Origin of the sequence: Roseibium aggregatum (assembly GCF_017309185.1) — a bacterium.
Classification (GTDB): domain Bacteria; phylum Pseudomonadota; class Alphaproteobacteria; order Rhizobiales; family Stappiaceae; genus Roseibium; species Roseibium aggregatum_B.
The window spans coordinates 1,814,632-1,834,789 of the sequence record NZ_JAEKJZ010000001.1; the positions used below are offsets into that span (position 1 = coordinate 1,814,632).

General features: G+C 56.3%; 16 protein-coding genes and 1 pseudogene. 8 read left to right on the forward strand and 9 right to left on the reverse strand.

The window, feature by feature from the left end:
* Positions 1-208: 208 nt before the first annotated feature.
* The 5 genes from JF539_RS07840 to JF539_RS07860 all read right to left on the reverse strand — a co-directional run bounded on the left by JF539_RS07840 (position 209) and on the right by JF539_RS07860 (position 7,110).
* On the reverse strand, positions 209-2,941 hold the full coding sequence (locus JF539_RS07840; RefSeq protein ID WP_207139746.1) for a molybdopterin-dependent oxidoreductase: 2,733 nt from the start codon (positions 2,939-2,941) through the stop codon (positions 209-211).
* Positions 2,938-4,332, reverse strand: a complete 1,395-nt coding sequence (locus tag JF539_RS07845; RefSeq protein WP_207139747.1) for an NADH-ubiquinone oxidoreductase-F iron-sulfur binding region domain-containing protein — start codon at positions 4,330-4,332, stop codon at positions 2,938-2,940. Before JF539_RS07845 ends, JF539_RS07840 begins: the two co-directional genes overlap by 4 nt.
* Before the next feature lie 82 nt (positions 4,333-4,414).
* Complete coding sequence (gene phnC, locus JF539_RS07850; protein ID WP_207139748.1) at positions 4,415-5,221, reverse strand: phosphonate ABC transporter ATP-binding protein; 807 nt, start codon at positions 5,219-5,221, stop codon at positions 4,415-4,417.
* Positions 5,218-6,126, reverse strand: a complete 909-nt coding sequence (gene phnE, locus JF539_RS07855) for a phosphonate ABC transporter, permease protein PhnE (RefSeq protein ID WP_207139749.1) — start codon at positions 6,124-6,126, stop codon at positions 5,218-5,220. The genes phnC and phnE overlap by 4 nt, the downstream gene beginning before the upstream one ends.
* Positions 6,127-6,228: 102 nt before the next feature.
* Complete coding sequence (locus JF539_RS07860) at positions 6,229-7,110, reverse strand: phosphate/phosphite/phosphonate ABC transporter substrate-binding protein (RefSeq protein ID WP_207139750.1); 882 nt, start codon at positions 7,108-7,110, stop codon at positions 6,229-6,231.
* A 715-nt stretch (positions 7,111-7,825) separates the two neighbouring features.
* Here JF539_RS07860 and JF539_RS28110 point away from each other — a divergent pair.
* Together JF539_RS28110 and JF539_RS07870 are read left to right on the forward strand one after the other, a co-directional pair.
* Positions 7,826-8,716, forward strand: a complete 891-nt coding sequence (locus JF539_RS28110; protein WP_207139751.1) for a LysR family transcriptional regulator — start codon at positions 7,826-7,828, stop codon at positions 8,714-8,716.
* Positions 8,717-8,754: 38 nt separating this feature from the next.
* Positions 8,755-9,717 (forward strand): phosphonate dehydrogenase, encoded by a 963-nt coding sequence (locus tag JF539_RS07870; protein ID WP_207139752.1) that lies wholly within the window; start codon positions 8,755-8,757, stop codon positions 9,715-9,717.
* Between the two features lie 460 nt (positions 9,718-10,177).
* Here JF539_RS07870 and JF539_RS07875 read toward each other — a convergent pair.
* The 3 genes and pseudogenes from JF539_RS07875 to istA form a co-directional block, all read right to left on the reverse strand.
* A pseudogene (locus JF539_RS07875) lies at positions 10,178-10,471 on the reverse strand (transposase); the annotation flags it as partial.
* Positions 10,472-10,523: 52 nt separating this feature from the next.
* Entirely contained in the window at positions 10,524-11,336 is an 813-nt protein-coding gene (istB, locus tag JF539_RS07880; RefSeq protein WP_207139753.1) for an IS21-like element helper ATPase IstB, read from the reverse strand.
* The gene (istA, locus tag JF539_RS07885; protein WP_207140887.1) at positions 11,326-12,852 is read right to left on the reverse strand and encodes an IS21 family transposase; all 1,527 of its coding nucleotides are present in this window, start codon (positions 12,850-12,852) and stop codon (positions 11,326-11,328) included. Before istA ends, istB begins: the two co-directional genes overlap by 11 nt.
* A 255-nt stretch (positions 12,853-13,107) precedes the next feature.
* On the opposite strand from istA, the gene JF539_RS07890 reads away from it, so the two are divergent.
* The 6 genes from JF539_RS07890 (at position 13,108) to JF539_RS07915 (ending at position 18,635) form a co-directional block, all read left to right on the forward strand.
* A complete protein-coding gene (locus JF539_RS07890; protein ID WP_207139754.1) occupies positions 13,108-13,323 on the forward strand; it encodes a YgaP family membrane protein in 216 nt (71 codons plus the stop codon).
* A 2-nt stretch (positions 13,324-13,325) separates the two neighbouring features.
* Positions 13,326-13,757 (forward strand): YeeE/YedE family protein, encoded by a 432-nt coding sequence (locus tag JF539_RS07895; RefSeq protein WP_207139755.1) that lies wholly within the window; start codon positions 13,326-13,328, stop codon positions 13,755-13,757.
* Between the two features lie 3 nt (positions 13,758-13,760).
* Positions 13,761-14,192: a DUF6691 family protein gene (locus JF539_RS07900; protein ID WP_207139756.1), complete on the forward strand. Its 432-nt coding sequence runs from the start codon at positions 13,761-13,763 to the stop codon at positions 14,190-14,192.
* Between the two features lie 29 nt (positions 14,193-14,221).
* Positions 14,222-15,103, forward strand: a complete 882-nt coding sequence (locus JF539_RS07905) for an MBL fold metallo-hydrolase (protein WP_207139757.1) — start codon at positions 14,222-14,224, stop codon at positions 15,101-15,103.
* A gap of 27 nt (positions 15,104-15,130) precedes the next feature.
* Complete coding sequence (locus tag JF539_RS07910) at positions 15,131-16,810, forward strand: bifunctional protein tyrosine phosphatase family protein/NAD(P)/FAD-dependent oxidoreductase (RefSeq protein ID WP_207139758.1); 1,680 nt, start codon at positions 15,131-15,133, stop codon at positions 16,808-16,810.
* 94 nt (positions 16,811-16,904) lie between these two features.
* A complete protein-coding gene (locus JF539_RS07915) occupies positions 16,905-18,635 on the forward strand; it encodes a SulP family inorganic anion transporter (protein ID WP_207139759.1) in 1,731 nt (576 codons plus the stop codon).
* Positions 18,636-19,060: 425 nt separating this feature from the next.
* On the opposite strand, the gene JF539_RS07920 is transcribed toward JF539_RS07915, so the two are convergent.
* Positions 19,061-20,131, reverse strand: coding sequence for a site-specific integrase (locus tag JF539_RS07920; protein WP_209017041.1), 1,071 nt, complete (start codon positions 20,129-20,131; stop codon positions 19,061-19,063).
* Between the last annotated feature and the right edge of the window lie 27 nt (positions 20,132-20,158).

Genomic DNA, 20,158 nt, shown 5'->3' on the forward strand with positions numbered 1-20,158 from the left:
CCGTCATGCGTTTCCCCTCCACTCCTAGCCAGGAAAGATTGGCCGAAAACTTCAGCTCCAAACGATCCAGTTCTTACGGGGCGCAACACGGGCGGTACAAAGTTGGGTTTCGGGGCAATAGTCATCTAAGTGAAGAATCTCTTCGTTTGCTTGGATAGATCGAAACTCTCGCCGGGCAGTTTCTGTGTTCAACAGGACTGCTCCTTATCTATTTTCTGATTGGTCGAACTGACGCGGCGCAAAACTTGTACTCAGGCACACGGGTGGTAGGATCGATCCGATCATTTGTAAGTTTATTTGCTGCAGCTTCGAAGAAGGACATAGCTACCCAAATTACGCCCGGCATCACATCGGGATCCCGCACCGCCGCAAGTTGTATCTTTCCCCGGCGCGTTTTCACCTCCACGAAGTTTCCTTCAAAGAACTGCATTTTCGCAAAGTCCCTCGGATTAAGGTGAGCACTTGGTGAAGGACTTAGAGAGTCTAGCACACTGGCCTTGCGAGTCATCGAACCAGTATGCCAATGCTCTCGCACTCTACCAGTAACCAGAACGAATGGGTAATTGGCATCAGTCTGTTCGCTAATTTGTCCTCCATCAAGCGGTGCGATTAATGCTTTTTTGCCTCGATAGAAAGCTTTCGCAAACAGATTGCTGCTTTTATTGCTGGATTCAAGCGGGTATCGCATGTAACCTTTTGAAACGAGATCCCGCCAGAAAAAACCTTCCAGGCACGGTACCAAGCTCGACATCTCTGCGAAGATGTTTTCGACGTTGCGATCTTGCCAATGCAAGCCATACTTCACTGCCAAATCGCGAACAATTTCCCAGTCAGGTCGAGCGTCTCCAGGTGGCTCGATGGCAGGCGCTATGTATTGCACTATGCGGTCTGTATTCGTAACTGTTCCTTCCCTTTCAGCCAGTGCAGCAGCTGGAAGTATGACGTCGGCAAACATAGCCGTTTCGGTAGGGAAGATGTCCTGAACAACCAGGTGCTCGAGCTTGGACAGCGCTTCGTTTGATTTATTCAGATTGGGATTGGAAAGAGAAGGGTTGCCACCGACAACATAAAGCCCGTGAATGCTGCCATCAATTATCGCATCGAACATCTCAACAATAGATAGCCCTCGATCGGGCGGTATTGTTGCATTCCACAACAAGTTACATTTGGAGCGATCGAAAGCGTTCCTAGGATCAAGGTAGCCGGGTAAATAGTCCGGCAACAACCCGGCATCACAGGAGCCCTGCACATTGTTCTGTCCCCGTAGCGGATGTAGCCCAGCGCCAGGTTTTCCAACTTGACCACACACCAAAGCAAGAGCGATGATAGCTCTAATGTTGTCTGCGCCAAAGACATGTTGCGAGGCACCCATGCCCCAAAAACTCATGGCGCCGCGCGCGCCGGCAAATAGTTCGGCCGCCGACCTTATATCTTCCGCATTAACTCTACAGAGTTTTGCAGCAACTTCGAGAGTATAAGGAGCAACTCTATCGCGGAGCGCTTCGAAACCTTCAACGCGCGATTCAACAAATGCTTTATCAAAAAGTTCCTCTCGTATAACGTAATGAGTCATTGCTGAAAAAAAAGCGACGTCGGTCCCATGGGCGATACGAAAGTGATGGTGGGCGTAGCGCGACAGCGGCTGGATGTGAGGATCTATCAGGATCAGCTTGGTGCCGTTTCGGAATGCATTTTTCATCACGGAAGACGCAACGGGATGGTTCGTGTCTGGGTTGGAGCCGACCATCAGTACCACATCGGAATTTGCAATCTCATCGATGGGAGCAGTGACCGCTGCAAGGCCAGTGGCCTCTGCTAAGGGCGGAACTGAAGCGCAAAGACGAGTACAATGGTCAATGTGTGGAGTTCTGAACCCGACGCGTGCTAGTTTTTGAAGCATGTAAGCATCTTCATTCGTGTTCTTAGCAGAACCGAGAACACCGATGGCAGTGCCGCCAAAATTCTGGCTTACTCGTTCAAAACCTTTTGCAGCCAGTTCCAGAGCTTCGTCCCAACTTGCTGGCCGGAAAAGATCTAGAATGTTTTTGCCTTGAATTGATTGTCCTTCTGATTTCGCGATGCCTTCTCGCCTAACGAGGGGCGTGGTAAGACGTTCCGGATGATTTAGGAAGCTAAAGCCGAATCTCCCTTTGACACACAAACGACCGTGGTTCGCGGGGCCGTCTGCGCCATCAACGTGCGTCAATCGTCCATCGGACGATTGAAGCTCAACACGGCAGCCAACACTGCAAAACGGACAGACAGTTTCACCTACCCGATCAATCTTACTTCGATCTCGCGAATTGGCCGACTGTTTGATCGCAATCGCGCCAGTTGGACAGATTTGGGCGCACTCTCCGCATGACACGCAGGAACTGTCACCCATCTTGACATCTGCGTCAAAAGTCACCCGCGCTGCGTCGCCTCGTCCTGCGAAGCCAATAACGCCATTTGATTGGACATCTCGACATGCTGTCTGACATTTTCCGCAGCGAATGCACGCTCCGGGATCGAAGACAAAGGCCGAGTGGCTTGCGTCAACTTCGGGCCGCTGCTCTGTCCTGCTAAAGTGATTGAGTCTAGCATCATTGCCATCGAGAAGTTGCGAGAACTCGCTGTATCGATGACCGCTGGTCGGTTCTGCGGATGTTTCCGCCTCCAGGAGCTCCAAAGCAAGCCGTCGGACCCGGCTCACACGATCAGTATTCGTCAAGACGGAAAGGCCGGGAAAAACTTGCTGATTGCATGCAGCTACCAGTTCTGTTTCTCCAACTACTTCTACGAGACATGTACGACAGCTTCCAATAGCAGGATAACCCATACGGTTCGACGCACATAAATGTGGTAGTTTGATGCCGGCCGCTGCCGCAGCATTTAGTAGAGTCTGCCCTGATTCTACATCAATTTTTAAACCATCTATCTCTATCGTGTATTCGTTCATGGTTGGGGATCGCCAAAATATGAAGGGAGGGTTTTCAGGAAACGACCTGCATTTCGTCCTAGCCCGCAAAGTGAAGCTTCAGCCATTACAGTGGAGAGCTCGTCGATCAAGACGGTGTCGAGGGGACCATTGCTCACTAATGTTTCCATTGCCTTCTTTGATCCAATTCTACAGGGTCCGCACTTGCCGCAGCTTTCGCGAGCGGCGAAGGCAGCCATCTCGAACGCGATAGCTCGACGATCGTCTTTTGATGAAAAAACAAAGACTCCGCCGGTTCCTAACGTAAGCCCATTCTGGACTAAGTCAGGCAGTGGCCGCTCACAATCGACCGCTGAGATCAGAGTTCCACAGGAGCCCCCTACGACCATCCCTCCTAACTCTACGCCACGTGAAAGTCCTCCTGCGAGATCCAAAAGATCCACAAGCCTTAGTAAGTTGCTCATCAACTTCGGCCCTGGGTTCCTTACTCGACCCGTTACGCTGAAAAGCGACGTGTTTGGGTCGAGCAAACGCGAGACAGGAATTTCGACATCAGACTGAGCCCCCCAGGCGCGCCGCAAGCGGAAAAAGGTCTCGACATTGTGTACAATCGTCGGCCGCCCCTTATAGCCCATCTCTGAAGGATAAGGCGGTCGTTCCGTCGGTCGTCCTGCCCGGCCTTCCAAACTGGCAATCAAGGTAGTTTCTTCACCGCAGATGTAGGCCCCGCCGCTGCGACGTAGGTCCAACGTCACCGTTTCGGCGAGGCCAGCCTGCATGGTCTCAGCAACAGCTTTGGCGAAAATTGACTGAGCAAACTTGTATTCATCTTGCAGATAAATGAACACGTGGTCTGCACCAGTAACATGGGCTACGACCAAAGCCGCTTCGATTATAGCATGGGGTTCGTTCTCAAGTATGAAGCGATCTTTGAATACACCCAATTCTCCTTCGTTTCCGTTGACCACAACGACAGGCGTGCCTGCTGATCTTTTGGCTTGTTTCCATTTCCTTGCTACCGGAAATCCCGCTCCAGCGCGCCCTTTCAAGTTGAGAGCTGCAACCTTTTGCATCAGGTCATCTGCTGCCGTTGGATCGGACTTGAGTATGTGCAGTATCTCGTACCCGCCACTTTCACGGTAATCGGCAAGACTGCGTGGCGGTGTGGACCCATTTGAACCATCAACCAAGCCTCCGAAGAAGCTGGCGCTCTTAGCGGGGGCAACCCGCCACTCGGAATCCAGGTCCGTGGCTGCTTTTTCGACAGCAGGTGTCGGAGAAACGAACTTCGTAGAAGGGTATGTTGTCGCCACCTCATAAACTTCAGCTGGATAGAGTCGCAATTGTTCCGCAAGAAACATTAAACCGCTCTTCGATATGCCGATCCCGCCTTTAGCGTCGCGAACATCCAACAGTATTTCTAGAAGCCGGTCCCGTTGTCTACCACTTGCGAGGGCGTCCTGAATGGCCCTTCTTTCGCGCTCATCTACTAGTTCAGGTGGGTTGCGCACGATAGAGTTTCCTTCGCAGATCAGGGGTGAACGAACTTGGCGGTCCTTCGAAGAAAACCTGACCGTCGCGTAAAGCGATAATCTGATCGGCGTACCGGACCGCGAGATCGAACTGGTGCAGACTGCAAAGCACCGAAATACCCTTCTCGCGTGCTGCCATTTGAAGGATGTTCAGTACATTTTCCGAAGATTCTGGGTCCAAGCTGGAAATCGGTTCGTCTGCTAAAATAAGGTCAGTTTGTTGAGCAAATGCGCGTGCGATTGCCACGCGCTGCTGTTGTCCGCCAGAAAGTCGATCCGCACGCTGGTATGCCTGATCGAGAAGTCCGACGCTGTCGAGGCATGCCAGGGCGAGTTGTCGGTCTTGGCTTTCAAATTGGCAAAGCATCGCCCGCCAAAACGGCACACGTGCCAACCGCGCAGCAAGCACATTATCAATCGAACTAAAGCGCTTTACCAAATTGAACTGCTGGAAAACGAAACCGACCTTTCGACGCAAAGCCTTTAGCTCGGCCTGTTTCAACGCTGTAACGTCAGTTCCTCGAATGGAGATGGTGCCACTATCGGGTTCGATAAGCCGCGTAAGGCAACGAAAGAGAGTCGATTTCCCACAGCCTGAAGGCCCAAGCAGAACCACAAACTGGCCAGCAGGTACCTTGCAGGAAATCCGATGGAGTACTTTTCGACCATTGAATGTCTTGCTAAGATCACGAACTTCAATAGCACAAGCGGTTTCATTCCGGCGGTAGCTACCTTTAGCGGCCGTTTCGGTCGAGAATGCAATGCTCATTTTTGTTTGTTCCTGCCACTTTCCAGGGCTTCGCCATAGGTTTGCGAAAGTCTCTTTGGGACGCCTTCTCGAACTGAAGCAGTTTCAGGATTCAACACGCGGCGGCGAAGAAAACCACTTAAGGTATCGATCGTGATTACCATGATCAGAATCACTCCGAGAACGGTCGCCATCTTTGGGAAGTCGAGCAAATCGATGGAGTCTTTCAAGGTCTGGCCAATGCCACCCGCTCCGACAATGCCCAACACTGTAGACGCGCGCACATTAAACTCCCAAATGTAGAGGGTTACTGCCACTATGTTGGGCCACACGTCTGGAACGAGTGCATATCGGTACGCCCGCAAGCTGCTCGCTCCCGTGAGTTCTACTGCCTCGACCGGGCCGGGGTCAGCCGGCTCAATGACTTCTGTCAGCAACTTTCCTAGCGCCCCCACCATATTGAACATAATCGCAAGGACGCCGGTAAACGGCCCAAATCCAACTGCCGCAACGAAGATGAGTGCGAAAACAAGAATTTCGGTTCCCCGCAAAGCCGCAAAGACTGCCCGGACCATGCGATAAACAAACATGTTAGGGGTGGTGTTGCGTGCCGCCAGGGGTGCCAACGGTATACAAATGATCAGCGCGCCTATGGTGCCAATGGTTGCCATTGCTAGGGTTTGAAAGGCGTCGCGCAAGACACGATCAATGTTCTCCAGATCAGGTGGAAACATTTGAGTGAACCAGGACGCGATCCTGGGAAGCCCGTCGATGAGCTTCGAGAAATCGACTTTGGCTGCTGAAAAACAAGCACCGACAAAAATAATTACGAGCAAAAAAATGAGGGCGCGCTTCACGCGCTTCGTAGAAATGAGAGGTAGAGTTGGCTCGTCATATCTACTTTGGTTGAGGCTCTCGACAATCATAAGGTCACTTTCGTGAAGATCAGGAAAACTCGATTGACAGTGAAGATGTTGAAAAAGTGGGCCCGGCAACTGCCGCGCCCACTGACGCTAAGCCTGCGAGGATCATGAAGGGAGTATGCCCACCAGCCGTCCTGCTTCCTCGACGAGACCGTAATCGCCATGGGATGAGGGAACAAAGCCGTTGTAGCCGCTCCCCATAAGCATCTGCGCTTTGTCTTCTGGAAGACCCGTTAGAACCTCACGGATTCTCGCCTTCAGCTGAGGTTCGAAGTCCTTCGGGACACAGATCGCGTCATTGGGTAGTGGCTCGGATGTCCAGTAAACAACTACCTTTGACGGATCCATTTCGCCCGCCTCGATCATACCATTTCTACCCCGATCCATGTTTGAACCTAGGTCAATGAGCTCTTGCTGAATCATTGAGACGTTGTTGCCAAAAGTTGCGCCCTCGCGAAGCTCAAAGAATTCGTTGGGATCGATTCCGCTCTTCAGAAAGAATGCATAAGGGATCAGCCATCCTGAGGTGTTACCTCGATCGCTAAGCGATAATTTCATACCCTTTGCATCTTTTGGAAACTCCTTGATGTCGAGCCCGGGGCGCCCCTCAATTATGGCGTGATACGATGGCTTGCCTTGATACTTCACAGTGGCAATCACTTCCGTTCCAGCCTGCTTGTTCGCTAGAACGTACCCCCACGGCCCCAACCAACCGACATCGACATGACCGTTGCTCATGGCAACAGAAATTGCCGCCCAGCTTTCTGGACTGATCAATTCATAGGTTGCCTCTAATTCATCGGCGAGATGTTTGAAGACAGGTTCGAACTCTTCGATCGTTATTGCAGGTGTGGGGCGAACCGGGGCGATTGCGAATCTCAAGTGCAACTTGCCATTTCGTGTCTGCTGACTCATTGCAGGGCTGGCGACGAAGGGAAGGGCTAAAGCTGATGTCGCGATAGCCCCAAAACGGCGGCGAGTAATCATGAGGACCTCTTTCGTTAGACCAAATATCAGCGCTTCTCATATCTCGAGCTTTAAACATAACCATAGTAAGGGTATGGGCAGATAAGATGACGAGATCGCATGTGAGTCGTGCCACGCTTTTATGACAATGGCATGAAGCTCTGCCGGTGTGGTGGCGCTGGTTTGAAGTCTTTTGTCTGGCGGGTGCTTCGGGTGCCCCAAGCACGCGCATCGTGGAGCTTGCGCGCAGGACTGATGTGTTTGATCCAATGGTTGGGTGTTGCGATCCATCTGTTGGATTCGAAGGAGGTGCGATGGGACATGCCCGTGATGGTCGCGCCACCACCACACACGCCACCGGAGCGGCAGTGCGGGGATCGCAAGTTTCGAACGCGGCACTGAAGATGACCAGGTTGGTAGGATAATCGAGAGCTTCGGCGGGCTAGCTAAAGAATAGGGCCAGAAGCCTCGCAGGCAGACCGAAGCGGCAAGGGGAAGCCAGTGCCCACGACCTATGCCAGATGATTGCGGAGAGTTCGGCTGTGTTGGGGCCGCTTATGTGGCGGTGTAGCCGCCTGCGGTCTTGTGTCCTGCAGACTCACGCGTCAGGCGTCTGCTGCGGTTGGTCCACGGATCGGCCCTTGCATCATGATGATTGAGCATGTACGACTTATTTCAATGCATATTAGGTATACGAGAAATCGTCGATCAAGATTAGTGGAGGCTGGAGGTTACGATGCTCAACTTGTCGCACGTACATACTTTTCTTGCAGTCGTTGATGAAGGTGGCATTCAACTTGCAGCCTCGCGACTTGCTTGCTCCCAACCCGCTGTGTCGCGACAGTTGAGTAAGCTGGAGGAGTTCCTTGGCGTCTCACTAGTGTTGCGAAATCGAACAAGATCAGTTCCGACAAAAGAGGGCGCATTGTTTGTGCCGAAAGCACGTGCACTAATTGAGGCAGCGCGTAGTGCAACAACTGCGTTCTCAAGCCGACGGTTAAGTGTCTACGCGAGCGGGAATGTAGGGGTGTTTCTTGCTCCACGGATCGCCGCGGGCTTTGAGAGGGATGTAGCCTGTGAGGGGGGAGGCGTAGACCTCGTTATAAGCACGAACAGAGGCGCCATCGACGCACTTTCAGCGGGGCAAGCTGATGTAGCTCTCACAGAATGGCATGAAGATGATCCAGCGATTGAGTGGACGTCGTGGCGCCGCGAGAAGCTGGTTGTGATCGCTGCTCCAACTCATCCGCTTGCTTCTTTTGAACTTGCGACATGTGAAATGCTCGTCGGTTATTCCATGATTGGCGGTGAGCCTGGAACAGGCACCGGACGAGCGCTTTCGAGTGTTTTCGGGGACAATTTGAGTCGGCTTAACATAAGCCGGAATCTTGGAAGCACAGCTGCGGTCAAGGAGGCGGTAAAGGCCAACCTAGGCATCTCGATTGTCTTCGAGTGCGCTGTTGCCGACGAAGTACGTGCGGGCACACTAGTCACTCTAGGGCTGGAGGAAGCAGATATTTTCAAGCGACTATATGTTGGAATTCACCGAGAATGCCCACAATCTTCGCTAGCGCGAGACTTCGCAAGTTACTGCGCGAACTCCAAGCTCTACGGCGAAAGAACTTAGCTCCCCATCAGCAAAATTCATACACTCAAGGGATTATCATGTCAGGCAAGACTCTTGTTACAAACTGGGTACACTCCGAGGTGCTCGACTTACTGGCCACTCTAGGGCCGGTAGACGCAAATGAGCGGAGAGAACCATGGCCTCGGGATGACCTTCTGCGAAGAGCAAAGGACGCTGAGGCGATATTGGCATTTATGACGGATTACATTGATGCCCAATTTCTGGATGCCTGTCCGAAATTGAGAATAATTGCGTGCGCGCTTAAAGGCGCTGACAACTTCGACGCAGACGCCTGCAAAGCTCGAGGGATCAAGTTAACTATAGTTCCAGATCTGTTGACTGTACCAACGGCCGAACTCGCAATTGGCTTAATGATTGCGCTTGGACGCAACATTCTGATTGGTGACAATACCATACGGAAGCAACCCTACGAAGGCTGGAGGCCAGTCCTATATGGGAGCGGTTTGGATGGTGCGGATGTTGGTATCATAGGAATGGGGGCGGTGGGTCAGGCTATTGCTCACAGGCTGCGGTCATTCCGCTGTCGATTGTTGTATTGCGATAGCTCTCCTGCACCGCCAGATAGAGAGGATATGCTTGGCCTCCTGCGTTGTGATTTCCCCGAGTTGATAGCCCGAAGTGACTTTCTGGTTCTCGCATTACCTCTTACTTCAACGACAAAACATTTAATTGATGCCGTGGCGCTCTCGAAAGTAAAATCTGGAGCATTCTTGATCAATCCGGCTCGAGGATCACTCGTAGACGAGGCCGCAGTTGCCAATGCGCTGGAGTCAGGTCGGCTTGGCGGTTATGCCGCAGATGTATTTGAAACCGAAGATTGGGCACATCCAGATCGACCTTCCGGTGTCAATTCACGCTTACTTGCCAATCCGCGTACTGTCTTGACACCTCATATCGGCTCAGCAGTTGACCGGGTCAGGCGGGACATTGCATTGGCGGCTGCAAGGGAGATAGTGACTTACCGTTCTGAGTGCCGCTGACTCTGGAAACTGTCTCGATCTATTGCGATTAACTGCCTCGCCATCAATCGACGGATACTAGCGCGATTACAGGCGGACGGAGCCCGCGCTTGCTGTCTCGCAACAGGACAGACTAGCCCTCTGACGAAATGAGAACCTGGTCCTCTTCGCGATCGAGAGGAGGCCTCGATGTCCCATGACGAAACAATGACGCTTCCGCGGACGGACGATCTGCGGAGAGACAAGATGCAGGAGACGGATGACGTGTCGACGATGATCTGACTGCGGCGGGTGTTATGCCGGTGCTCGCCTCGGATCGCGACGCGACTGGGGTGTCCCGGGGCCCTAAGCCGGTGCAAGGGTCGTCCAAAGCGCCAGGTCACGGTGCACTTAGTCTCCTTACAAGGACCACACTTGATCGCCAATCGACTTTGTTGCGCAAAGAGGGTGAAGCTCGGACTTCCCCTTTCCCCGGACACACTTATCCCACGGGCTCGGTAATCGGGATGCCGAGCGCGGCGTAGCCGTTCAAGACGGAGGCGCGGATCTGGAGTTCTGCGACATGGCGATCGAAGTCGCGTGCCATGAGACTCTGTCCCAGCAGCTTCAGCCAATGCATCTTCGTCTCGGTGCGGCTTCGGCGGTGGTATCCGCTCCACTTCCGCCAGATCGCGCGGCCGAGGTATTTCGAGGCGCGGAGGGCCTCGTTGCGCGCCACCGCTCCAGCGGTGATGGTCCCCCAGTACTTCGCGTTCTCGCGGGGCGGGATGACTGTTGATTTCCATTGAGAAGTGACCCGGCATTTCCACCGAGAATTGACCCGCCCTTTAGGTATGTTTCGGGTCTGTGGGTTCGGTCAAGTTCTTAGCTTTCTCCTTCTTCGTTTTGGGCTCATGTGCGGAGCTGTTCTTGAAGCGGAAGCTGTCGTTTCCGGTTTCAAGGATGTGGCAGTGGTGGGTTAGCCGGTCGAGCAGCGCGGTTGTCATCTTGGCGTCGCCGAAGACGCTGGCCCATTCGCTGAAGCTCAGGTTGGTGGTGATGATGACGCTGGTTCTCTCATAGAGCTTGCTCAGCAAGTGGAAGAGCAGAGCGCCCCCGGACGCGCTGAACGGCAGATATCCGAGCTCGTCGAGGATCACGAGATCGGAATGGACGAGCCGGTTGGCGATCTGCCCCGCCTTGCCCTGGGCTTTCTCCTGTTCCAGTGCATTGACCAGTTCAACGGTTGAGAAGAACCGCACCCGCTTGTGGTGATGCTCGATGGCCTGGATGCCGATTGCGGTGGCGATGTGCGTCTTGCCGGTGCCGGGCCCCCCGACCAGGACGATGTTGTTGGCTTCGTCGAGGAACTCGCAGCGATGGAGTTGGCGCACGAGCGCCTCGTTGATCTCGCTGCTGGTGAAGTCGAAGCCGTTCAGGTCGCGGTAGGCTGGAAAGCGTGCGACCTTGAGCTGATAGGCAACGGATCGAACCTCTCGTTCCGCCGTCTCCGCCTTGAGAAGCTGTGACAGGATCGGAATGGCTGCCTCGAATGCCGGCGATCCCTGATCGGTCAATTCGCCGACAGCCTGTGCCATACCGTGCATCTTGAGGCTTCTCAGCATGATGACGATCGCGCCGCTTGCTGGATTATGACGCATGGCGAGCCTCCGTCTTTCTCAGGGCATCGTAGCGCTCGACATTGGCCCTGGGCTCGTTGGCAAGCGTCAGGGCCTGAGGTGCATTCACGGTTGGAGGCGTGAGGGATTTGCCATCGACCAGGCGATGCAGCAGGTTCAGGATGTGGGTCTTGGTTGGAACACCCGACTTCAGCGCCATATCGACAGCCGACAGGACAGCCTGTTCGTCGTGCTGGAGGACAAGTGCCAGGATATCGGCCATCTCGCGATCCCCGCCCGGCTTCTTGAGCAGATACTGCTGCAAGGTCCTGAATGCGTCGGGAAGCTCGGTGAATGGTGCGCCGTTGCGAAGAGCACCGGGCTTGCGTTGCACGACCGCCAGATAATGCCGCCAATCATAGATGGTGTGCCCAGGCCGGTCATGGGATCGATCGATGACGCGACGGTGTTCGCAGATGATCTGACCTTCCGCCGCGACAACGATACGATCCGGGTAGACACGCAAGCTGACTGGCCGATTGGCGAAGGATGCCGGGACGCTGTAGCGGTTGCGCTCCAGATGCACCAGGCACGTCGGAGAGACGCGCTTGGTGTATTCGACAAACCCGTCGAACGACCTGGAAACAGGCATCAGTGCTGGAGCTTCCTCCGCCAGGAGGTCGGCGATAGTGCCTCTCATCTGACCGTGCGGGGTCTGTGCCCAGAATTCCTTGCAGCGCTGCTCCAGCCAATCGTTCAAGGCTTCCAGTGATGGAAAGCGGGGCGTGGGCTGCCAAAGCCGGTGCCGGGCGTCCTGAACGTTCTTCTCGACTTGCCCCTTTTCCCAGCCAGAAGCAGGATTGCAGAATTCCGGCTCGAACAGGTAGTGGCTGGCCATCGCCTGGAAACGGATATTCACATCACGCTCCTTGCCGCGTCCGACCTTATCAATCGCCGTCTTCATGTTGTCGTAGATGCCGCGCCCCGGCACGCCGCCGAAGACGCGGAAGGCATGATTGTGGGCGTCAAACAGCATCTCGTGCGTCTGTAGGAGGTAGGCCCGGACGACGAATGCGCGGCTGTAGCTCAGCTTCGTATGAGCAACTTGCAGCTTGGTGCGCTCGTTGCCGATTATCGCCCAATCCTCCGACCAATCGAACTGGAAGGCTTCGCCTGGTTCGAATGCCAAGGGGACAAACGTGCCGCGGCCGGTCGTCTGCAATTCTCTCTGCCGGTCTTCACGCCATTCCCGGGCGAACGCCGCCACGCGATTGTAGGACCCCTCATAGCCGAGGCTGACCAGATCGGCATGCAACTGCTTCATCGTTCGCTTCTGCTTGCGGCTCTTTTTGGCTTCCGTCTTCAGCCAGGCCGATAACCGGTCCGCGAACGGGTCAAGCTTGCTCGGCCGTTCGGGTAACTTGAACTTCGGCTCAACACCGCCAGAACGAAGATATTTGCGAATGGTATTCCGGGACAGGCCAGTCCTGCGGCAGATCTCCCGGATCGATAAATGCTCTCGAAAATGCCAGCGCCGGATCACGCTCAATAACGCCATGTCGATCACTCCATAGCCCCCGCTGAAAACACGCGAGGGAAGGTTCAAACATGGGTCAATTCTCAATGGAAATATCAGGCCAAGCCGGGTCACTTCTCAGTGGAAATCAACAGGTTACCGACAAGCCGGCGCTGGGGGCGCTTACCGACAGGGCATAGAGGATCGCTGAAGAAAATTGGCGCTCGGTGACAATATCACTGAAGCGATGTCGTCAAAGTTATACGTCATGGTGAACTTCCAAGTCAGGAGAACGCCGTGACAACCAATGTCGGAACCCTTGACCGGATCCTGCGCGCCGCGCTCGGACTGGCCTTGCTCTATCTCGCCTTCCTCAGCGGTATCCAATTCTTCGCCGGGCCGCTGAGCAAGTTTGGTGCAACCGTCATCGGCATCGTCATGTTCGTGACGTCGGTGACGAGGTTATGCCCTCTCTACGCGATTTTCGGCGTCAAGACATGCCGGGAGTGTTGAGGATGGATACGGCGTTTACGCCCGCCACATCCTTCGGTGGCGGACTGCTTATAGGTCTAGGCGTGGTCCTTCTGATGCTCGGGCTCGGCCGGATCTTCGGCGCGACCGGTGTGTTGTCGGGGGCGATCTTTGCGGAGAGCCGGGAGGAAGTGAGCTGGCGGGTGGCTCTCCTCCTTGGAATGGTTCTGGCCCCAGTCCTGATCTTCACTGTTTCCGGCACCATGCCGGCGCTGACGGTTCCAGTCAATCCGGCCATGATCGCCGTAGGCGGTGTCATCGTGGGGCTAGGCGCCAGTCTCAGCTCCGGCTGCACGTCGGGACACGGGGTCTGCGGGCTATCGCGTCTGTCCGTCCGTTCGCTGGTCGCTGTGCCCGTCTTCATGGCAACGGCCACAATCACCGTCTTCCTCGTCCGTCACGTGTTCGGAGGCTGATCCATGAAACTCATCTTTGCACTTTTCTCGGGTATCGTCTTTGGCACCGGCATCGCCCTCTCGGGCATGATGGACCCGGCCAAAGTTCTCAACTTCTTCGACGTCGCGGGCAGCTGGGACCCGAGCCTAGCTTTCGTCATGGGCGGCGCGCTGGTCGTGGCGACGATCGGCTACCGACTGGCATGGCGGCGCAATGCCCCGCTCTTCGGCGGACGTTTCCAGGTTCCCACCGGAACCGACATCGACATGAAGCTCGTCGGTGGGTCGGCCTTGTTCGGCATCGGCTGGGGCATCGCTGGCTTCTGTCCCGGCGCGGCCATTCCGGCCCTCGGTACCGGACGCTGGGAAGTCGCCTTGTTCCTGGCCGCCGTCATCCTCGGCTTTTGGCTTCGCCGCGTCGTCGCGCCACTCGGGCAACCGCGCGCAGCATCCTGATCCACCGCACCACTGCAGGAGAGAAAACCATGACCTATCCCGTGGACATGACTATCAAACCCGAGGTTCAGGCCTTCTTTGACGGGGCCACGAACACGATCAGCTACATCGTCAAGGACCCATCCTCGTCGGCTTGCGCCATCGTCGATAGCGTCATGGACATCGACTACGCGGCCGGCCGGATCACCTACGATCACGCGGACGAACTGATCCGACAGATCAAGGCGCAGAGCCTCAAACTCGAGTGGATCATCGAGACGCATGTCCATGCCGATCACCTGTCGGCAGCCCCATACATACAGCAGAAGCTGGGCGGGAAGATCGGCATCGGATCGAAAATCATGGTCGTGCAGGACACGTTCGGAAAGGTCTTCAACGAAGGCACCGAATTCCAGCGCGACGGCAGCCAGTTCGACCGTCTGTTCGAGGACGGCGACAGCTACATGATCGGCAACCTGCCGGCATTCGCCATCTACACGCCCGGCCACACCCCGGCCTGCATGGTGCATGTGATGGGCAATGCGGCTTTCGTGGGCGACACGCTGTTCATGCCCGACGGGGGCTCGGCGCGTGCGGATTTTCCAGGCGGCGATGCGGCGACACTCTACGATTCAATCCAGAAAGTCCTGGCCCTGCCTGATGAGATGCGGCTGCTCATGTGCCACGATTACGGGCCCAACGGGCGCGACATACAGTGGGAGACCACGGTCGGCAACGAGAAGGCCCACAACATCCATGTTGGCGGCGGCAAGACGAAAGAGGATTTCGTCAAGTTTCGCACCGAGCGGGATGCGATCTTGGCAATGCCCCGGCTTATCATTCCGTCGCTGCAAGTGAACATGCGCGCGGGTGAGGTGCCGACAGACAAGGACGGCAATCCTACGCTCAAAGTGCCTATCAACGGCCTTTGATCGAAACCAACCGGGAGGAATGCAACGATGGAACTGAAGAAAATCTCACCGAAGGTCACGGTGTCCCCGCAGATCGAAGCCATGGACATGGCCGCAATCAAGGCGGCAGGCTATCGCGCGATCATCTGCAACCGCCCCGATGGGGAGGGCGCGGATCAACCGAGCTACGAAGAGATCGAGGTCGCTGCCAAGGCCGAAGGGATCGAGACACGCTATGTCCCGGTTGCGTCGGGTATGGTGACCGATGAGGACGTTGCCGACTTTGGCCAGGCACTGACCGAGGTGCAACGCCCTGTGCTGGCCTATTGCCGGACTGGGACACGCTCGGCGACACTCTGGTCGCTGCACGAGTCGAAAAAGCGGCCCGTGCCTGAGATCCTCTCCATGACGAAGGCGGCAGGCTACGACATGAACGGCGTTGCGCGCCGGATAGCCAACGGCGGCAAGACCCCGACCAACACTGGCGATGCTCACTACAAGGTGGTCATCGTCGGCGCGGGTGCTGGTGGCATCGCGGTCGCGGCAAGCCTCAAGTCGCGCAAGCCAGGCCTCGAGATCGCGATCATCGATCCCGCCGAAATTCACTATTACCAGCCCGGCTGGACGATGGTCGGGGGTGGAATATTCGAGGCACAAGAAACCGCCAAAACAATGGGCAGCCTGATCCCGAAAGGGATCAAGTGGATCAAGGCCGCAGTCGCGGCCTTCGAGCCGCAGAACAACGCGGTCATTCTCGATGGTTGCCGCGTCGTGAAATATGATCGCCTCATCGTCTGTCCTGGTCTCAAGCTCGACTGGCGCAAGATCGACGGTCTTGTCGACACGCTCGGCTGGAACGGGGTGACCTCGAACTATCGCTACGACCTTGCGCCCTATACCTGGCAACTGGTGCAGGAGATGCGCGGCGGGACCGCGCTCTTTACCCAGCCGCCGATGCCGATCAAATGCGCCGGCGCACCGCAGAAGGCGATGTATCTCTCGGCCGACCACTGGAATCGGTCCGGTCGCCTGAAGGACATCGACATCCACTTCTGCAACGCGGGCGGCGTGCTTTTCGGCGTGAAGGACTACGTGCCAGCATTGATGGAATACGTAAAGAAATATGATGCGACGCTTGATTTCTTCCACAATCTCGTGGCGGTCGACGGGCCAGCGAAGACGGCCACCTTCGAGGTCAAAGAACCCGAGAAGGAACCACGGCGTGTTGAGATGGAGTTCGACATGATGCATGTCTGCCCGCCGCAGACGGCGCCGGACTTCATTCGCGTCTCGCCGCTCTCCGATCCGGCGGGCTGGGTCGACGTTGACCAGGCGACGCTGCGCCACAAGAGCTTCGACAATATCTGGGCTCTTGGCGACGTGATGAACGCGCCCAACGCAAAAACGGCGGCGGCGGCGCGCAAACAGGCGCCCACGGTGGCAGACAACATCGTCGCCGACATCGCCGGACGCTCGGCCGTGGCACAATACGACGGCTACGGCTCGTGCCCTCTGACGGTCGAGCGCGGCAAGATCGTGCTCGCGGAGTTCGGCTACGGAGGGGCGGTGAAGCCAAGCTTCCCGGCCTTCATGCTCGACGGAACGCAGCCAAGCCGGGCCGCGTGGTTCCTGAAGGAAAAGATGCTGCCGCCGATCTACTGGCAAGCGATGCTTCGCGGGCGCGAATGGATGGCAAAGCCCGAAAAGCTCGAAACCGCGGCAGAATAAACGAACGGCGCGCAGGCATCTCCTCCCGCCGACCGCGCGTTCGCGAGCGGGGCGCACAGGCTGCGCCCCGCTCCCACAATGCTGAGAGAACTCAATGAAGCCACGATTTGCGCGTTATCTGCCGATCCTTACATGGGGCCGGCAGTATGATCGATCGGCGCTGACGAAAGATCTCGTCGCGGCGGTGATCGTGACCATAATGCTGATTCCGCAGTCGCTTGCCTATGCGCTTCTGGCAGGCTTGCCGCCAGAGGCGGGGATCTACGCCTCTATAGCACCTATCCTCCTCTACGCGGTTTTCGGCACCTCCCGCGCGCTCGCGGTGGGGCCTGTGGCAGTGGTCTCGCTTCTGACAGCCTCCGCCGTCGGTCAGGTCGCCGAGCAGGGCACAGCGGGCTATGCCGTCGCCGCGCTGACGCTCGCGGGTCTTTCCGGGAGCTTCCTGTTGCTGCTCGGCGTCTTCCGTCTGGGGTTTCTGGCAAATTTCCTGAGCCATCCGGTGATCGCGGGGTTCGTCACGGCCTCCGGCATTCTGATCGCGACGAGCCAGCTCAAGCATATCCTCGGGATCGAGGCGAGCGGCCACACGCTGATCGAGATGGTCGGTGCGCTTGTTTCAAACCTGGGGCAGATCAATCCGATAACGGTGGTCATCGGCGTCGCGGCGACTGCATTTCTGTTCTGGGTGCGCAAGGGCCTGAAGCCACTCCTGCGCAGGATGGGCGCAGGTCTCCTTCTAGCCGACATTGTCACCAAGGCTGGGCCGGTGGCAGCGGTCGTGGTGACGACGCTCGCGGTATGGGCCTTTGGTCTCGAAGGCCGCGGCGTCTCCATCGTGGGCGAGGTGCCGCAGGCCCTGACGCCGCTGACTCTTCCGGGTTTCGCGCCGGACCTGATCCGCCAATTGGCGATCCCGGCAATCCTGATTTCCATCATCGGCTTCGTGGAATCCATTTCCGTCGCGCAGACGCTCGCCGCCAAGAAGCGTCAGCGCATCGATCCGAACCAGGAGCTCATCGGCCTCGGCGCCGCCAATCTCGGCGCGGCCTTCACCGGCGGCTATCCGGTCACCGGCGGTTTCGCGCGCTCGGTTGTGAACTTCGATGCTGGCGCCGAGACACCTGCGGCGGGCGCTTTCACGGCCTTCGGCCTTGCCATTGCCGCGCTCGCGTTGACGCCGCTGGTCTACTATCTGCCCAACGCGACGCTGGCCGCCACCATCGTCGTCGCCGTTCTCAGCCTTGTCGATTTCTCGATCCTGCGGAAGACGTGGTCCTATTCGCGCGCCGACTTCACCGCGGTCGCCGCTACGATTCTCTTGACGCTGACCTTGGGCGTTGAGATTGGGGTCGCCTCCGGTGTGATCCTTTCCATCGCGCTACACCTTTACAAGACGTCGAAGCCCCATGTGGCCGAGGTCGGTCTCGTTCCGGGCACCAACCATTTCCGCAATATCAATCGGCACAGCGTCGAGATTGATCCCGAGGTACTTGCTCTGCGCGTGGACGAGAGCCTCTACTTCGTGAACGCCCGGTTCCTAGAGGATCTGATCCAGGACCGCGTGATCGACGGCGCCACGCTGCGTCACGTGATCCTCATGTGTTCCGCGGTGAACGAGATCGATTACTCGGCTCTCGAGAGCCTGGAGGCGATCAATCACAGGCTCACGGACCTGGGTGTCGGGCTGCACCTCTCGGAAGTGAAGGGGCCGTTGATGGATCGCCTTAAGACCACGCACTTCCTCAGCCATCTCAACGGAGGAGTTTTCCTGTCCCAGTATGACGCCTGGAACGCGCTTGCCAAACCGGTCAAAGCAATAGAATGATCGAAAAACGGACTAGGTAACTATCGTACATTCAAAAAGCGCATCCCGTGGACCCGGATGCCCGGATGTCTTTGGTTTCTACGATGTAGCTTCAAGGAGCTGCCAATATATCGTCTTCGACCCAGGGAATATCGTCTTCGACCTAGGGACGAAGAAATGTGCGCTGATAGACTTGGTTCTCGACTTCAGCCTGACCCGCGTCCGCGTTTTGACTAAGGCCGACGACTGCGTGAAAAAGGCGCAAATGAGTTACGTTAAACAGCGAGTTTGGAAATTTGGCGGTCGACCAATCTGAAGCATCGTTGTTTGCACGCTCCAGTAAGAGACGATACATTGACGATCAGAAAACAGCTCGCTTGGGGTTTGGCTTATTTTATTCTTTTTCAAAAGGTTGGGCCGGCAAACTCCGAGCAGGGCTGGCCGGCTCAGTCTCCGTCGATCGTAAGTTGCAGGCCCGGCCAGTCTGCAAATTTGTCACCTGTTTCCCGGATGTGCGTATAGCGTTTCAGGCTTACCCACGACCTGTGTCCGCTGACTGCTGCGACATGGGGAATACTCCAAGCCATCTCGAACAACCGAGAAATTCCTTCGTGGCGCAGATCGTGAAAGTGCAGATCCTCGATTCCAAGCAGCTTGCAAGCGCGGGTGAAGTTGGCCGTGATTGCGTCCGGTGAGTAAGGGAAGATCTCAGCCTTGCTCTTGCGCATGCTGCCGATGATCCGAATGGCCTCCTCGGGCAGATCGACCCAGGTGTCGTTGCCGAGCTTTTCGCCGGGATGCTTCATGTCACGGACTAGAATGCGTTTGTGCTTCTTCTGGAAATCATCCCAGGTGAGACGGGTGATCTCTGCCTGGCGGCGGGTTGAGAAAAGAGCGAAAATGATCACCTTGTGCATAGGCATGGCCTGAGGGATTCTCTGACGCCGATCAATGAAATGAGCCAGCAGTCGGTCGAGTTCATCGAGGGTAGGTCTGCGGTTCCGCTGCGCCGAACGGGAGATGATCCCCATACGGCGCGCGACGGTGATCGCGTCTCTCATCTCCCGGTCATCCAGTCGGAAGTCCCACATCGGTCGAGCTATCGCGAATATGGAGGCGAGATGGCTCGCGTAGTTCCCGACGGTTTGCGGTTGCCCGGGCAGTGACTGAAGGAACTCGATGATATCCTTCGATTTGATGGTGGAACAGGGCAGATCGGCGATCGGGTAGGTGGCGATGGTCCTGAGGACCTGCGCCTTTGTGCGACCGATGTCCTTCACCGATTCTTCGGTGTAGCGCTCAATCGCTTTGGACAACGGGGGATCATATACGTTCAACTCCTCCAAGGCACCAGGTTTTGCTAGCTCTTTCTCGCGCTTCTTTATCCAGGCGGTTGCGGCAGGGCGTCTGTCAAAGGTCTTCGTCTCATGATAGGAGGTTCCTTCTCGCATCACTCGCACGCGCGCAAGGTAGCTGCTGCTGCCATCCTTTCGCTTGCGTATACTGATCGAGCCCATGATGGCCTCCTGACTTGGTACATGGGA

Excerpts from the sequence above, each read along its gene's own strand:
- JF539_RS28110 (WP_207139751.1), top strand. The coding sequence starts at position 7,826 with ATGCTCAACTTGTCGCACGTACATACTTTTCTTGCAGTCGTTGATGAA.
- JF539_RS07915 (WP_207139759.1), top strand. The coding sequence starts at position 16,905 with ATGAAGCCACGATTTGCGCGTTATCTGCCGATCCTTACATGGGGCCGG.
- JF539_RS07895 (WP_207139755.1), top strand. The coding sequence starts at position 13,326 with ATGGATACGGCGTTTACGCCCGCCACATCCTTCGGTGGCGGACTGCTT.
- phnE (WP_207139749.1), bottom strand. The coding sequence starts at position 6,126 with ATGATTGTCGAGAGCCTCAACCAAAGTAGATATGACGAGCCAACTCTA.
- JF539_RS07840 (WP_207139746.1), bottom strand. The coding sequence starts at position 2,941 with ATGAACGAATACACGATAGAGATAGATGGTTTAAAAATTGATGTAGAA.
- JF539_RS07860 (WP_207139750.1), bottom strand. The coding sequence starts at position 7,110 with ATGATTACTCGCCGCCGTTTTGGGGCTATCGCGACATCAGCTTTAGCC.
- istB (WP_207139753.1), bottom strand. The coding sequence starts at position 11,336 with ATGCGTCATAATCCAGCAAGCGGCGCGATCGTCATCATGCTGAGAAGC.
- istA (WP_207140887.1), bottom strand. The coding sequence starts at position 12,852 with ATGGCGTTATTGAGCGTGATCCGGCGCTGGCATTTTCGAGAGCATTTA.
- JF539_RS07905 (WP_207139757.1), top strand. The coding sequence starts at position 14,222 with ATGACCTATCCCGTGGACATGACTATCAAACCCGAGGTTCAGGCCTTC.
- JF539_RS07870 (WP_207139752.1), top strand. The coding sequence starts at position 8,755 with ATGTCAGGCAAGACTCTTGTTACAAACTGGGTACACTCCGAGGTGCTC.
- JF539_RS07920 (WP_209017041.1), bottom strand. The coding sequence starts at position 20,131 with ATGGGCTCGATCAGTATACGCAAGCGAAAGGATGGCAGCAGCAGCTAC.
- JF539_RS07900 (WP_207139756.1), top strand. The coding sequence starts at position 13,761 with ATGAAACTCATCTTTGCACTTTTCTCGGGTATCGTCTTTGGCACCGGC.
- phnC (WP_207139748.1), bottom strand. The coding sequence starts at position 5,221 with ATGAGCATTGCATTCTCGACCGAAACGGCCGCTAAAGGTAGCTACCGC.
- JF539_RS07910 (WP_207139758.1), top strand. The coding sequence starts at position 15,131 with ATGGAACTGAAGAAAATCTCACCGAAGGTCACGGTGTCCCCGCAGATC.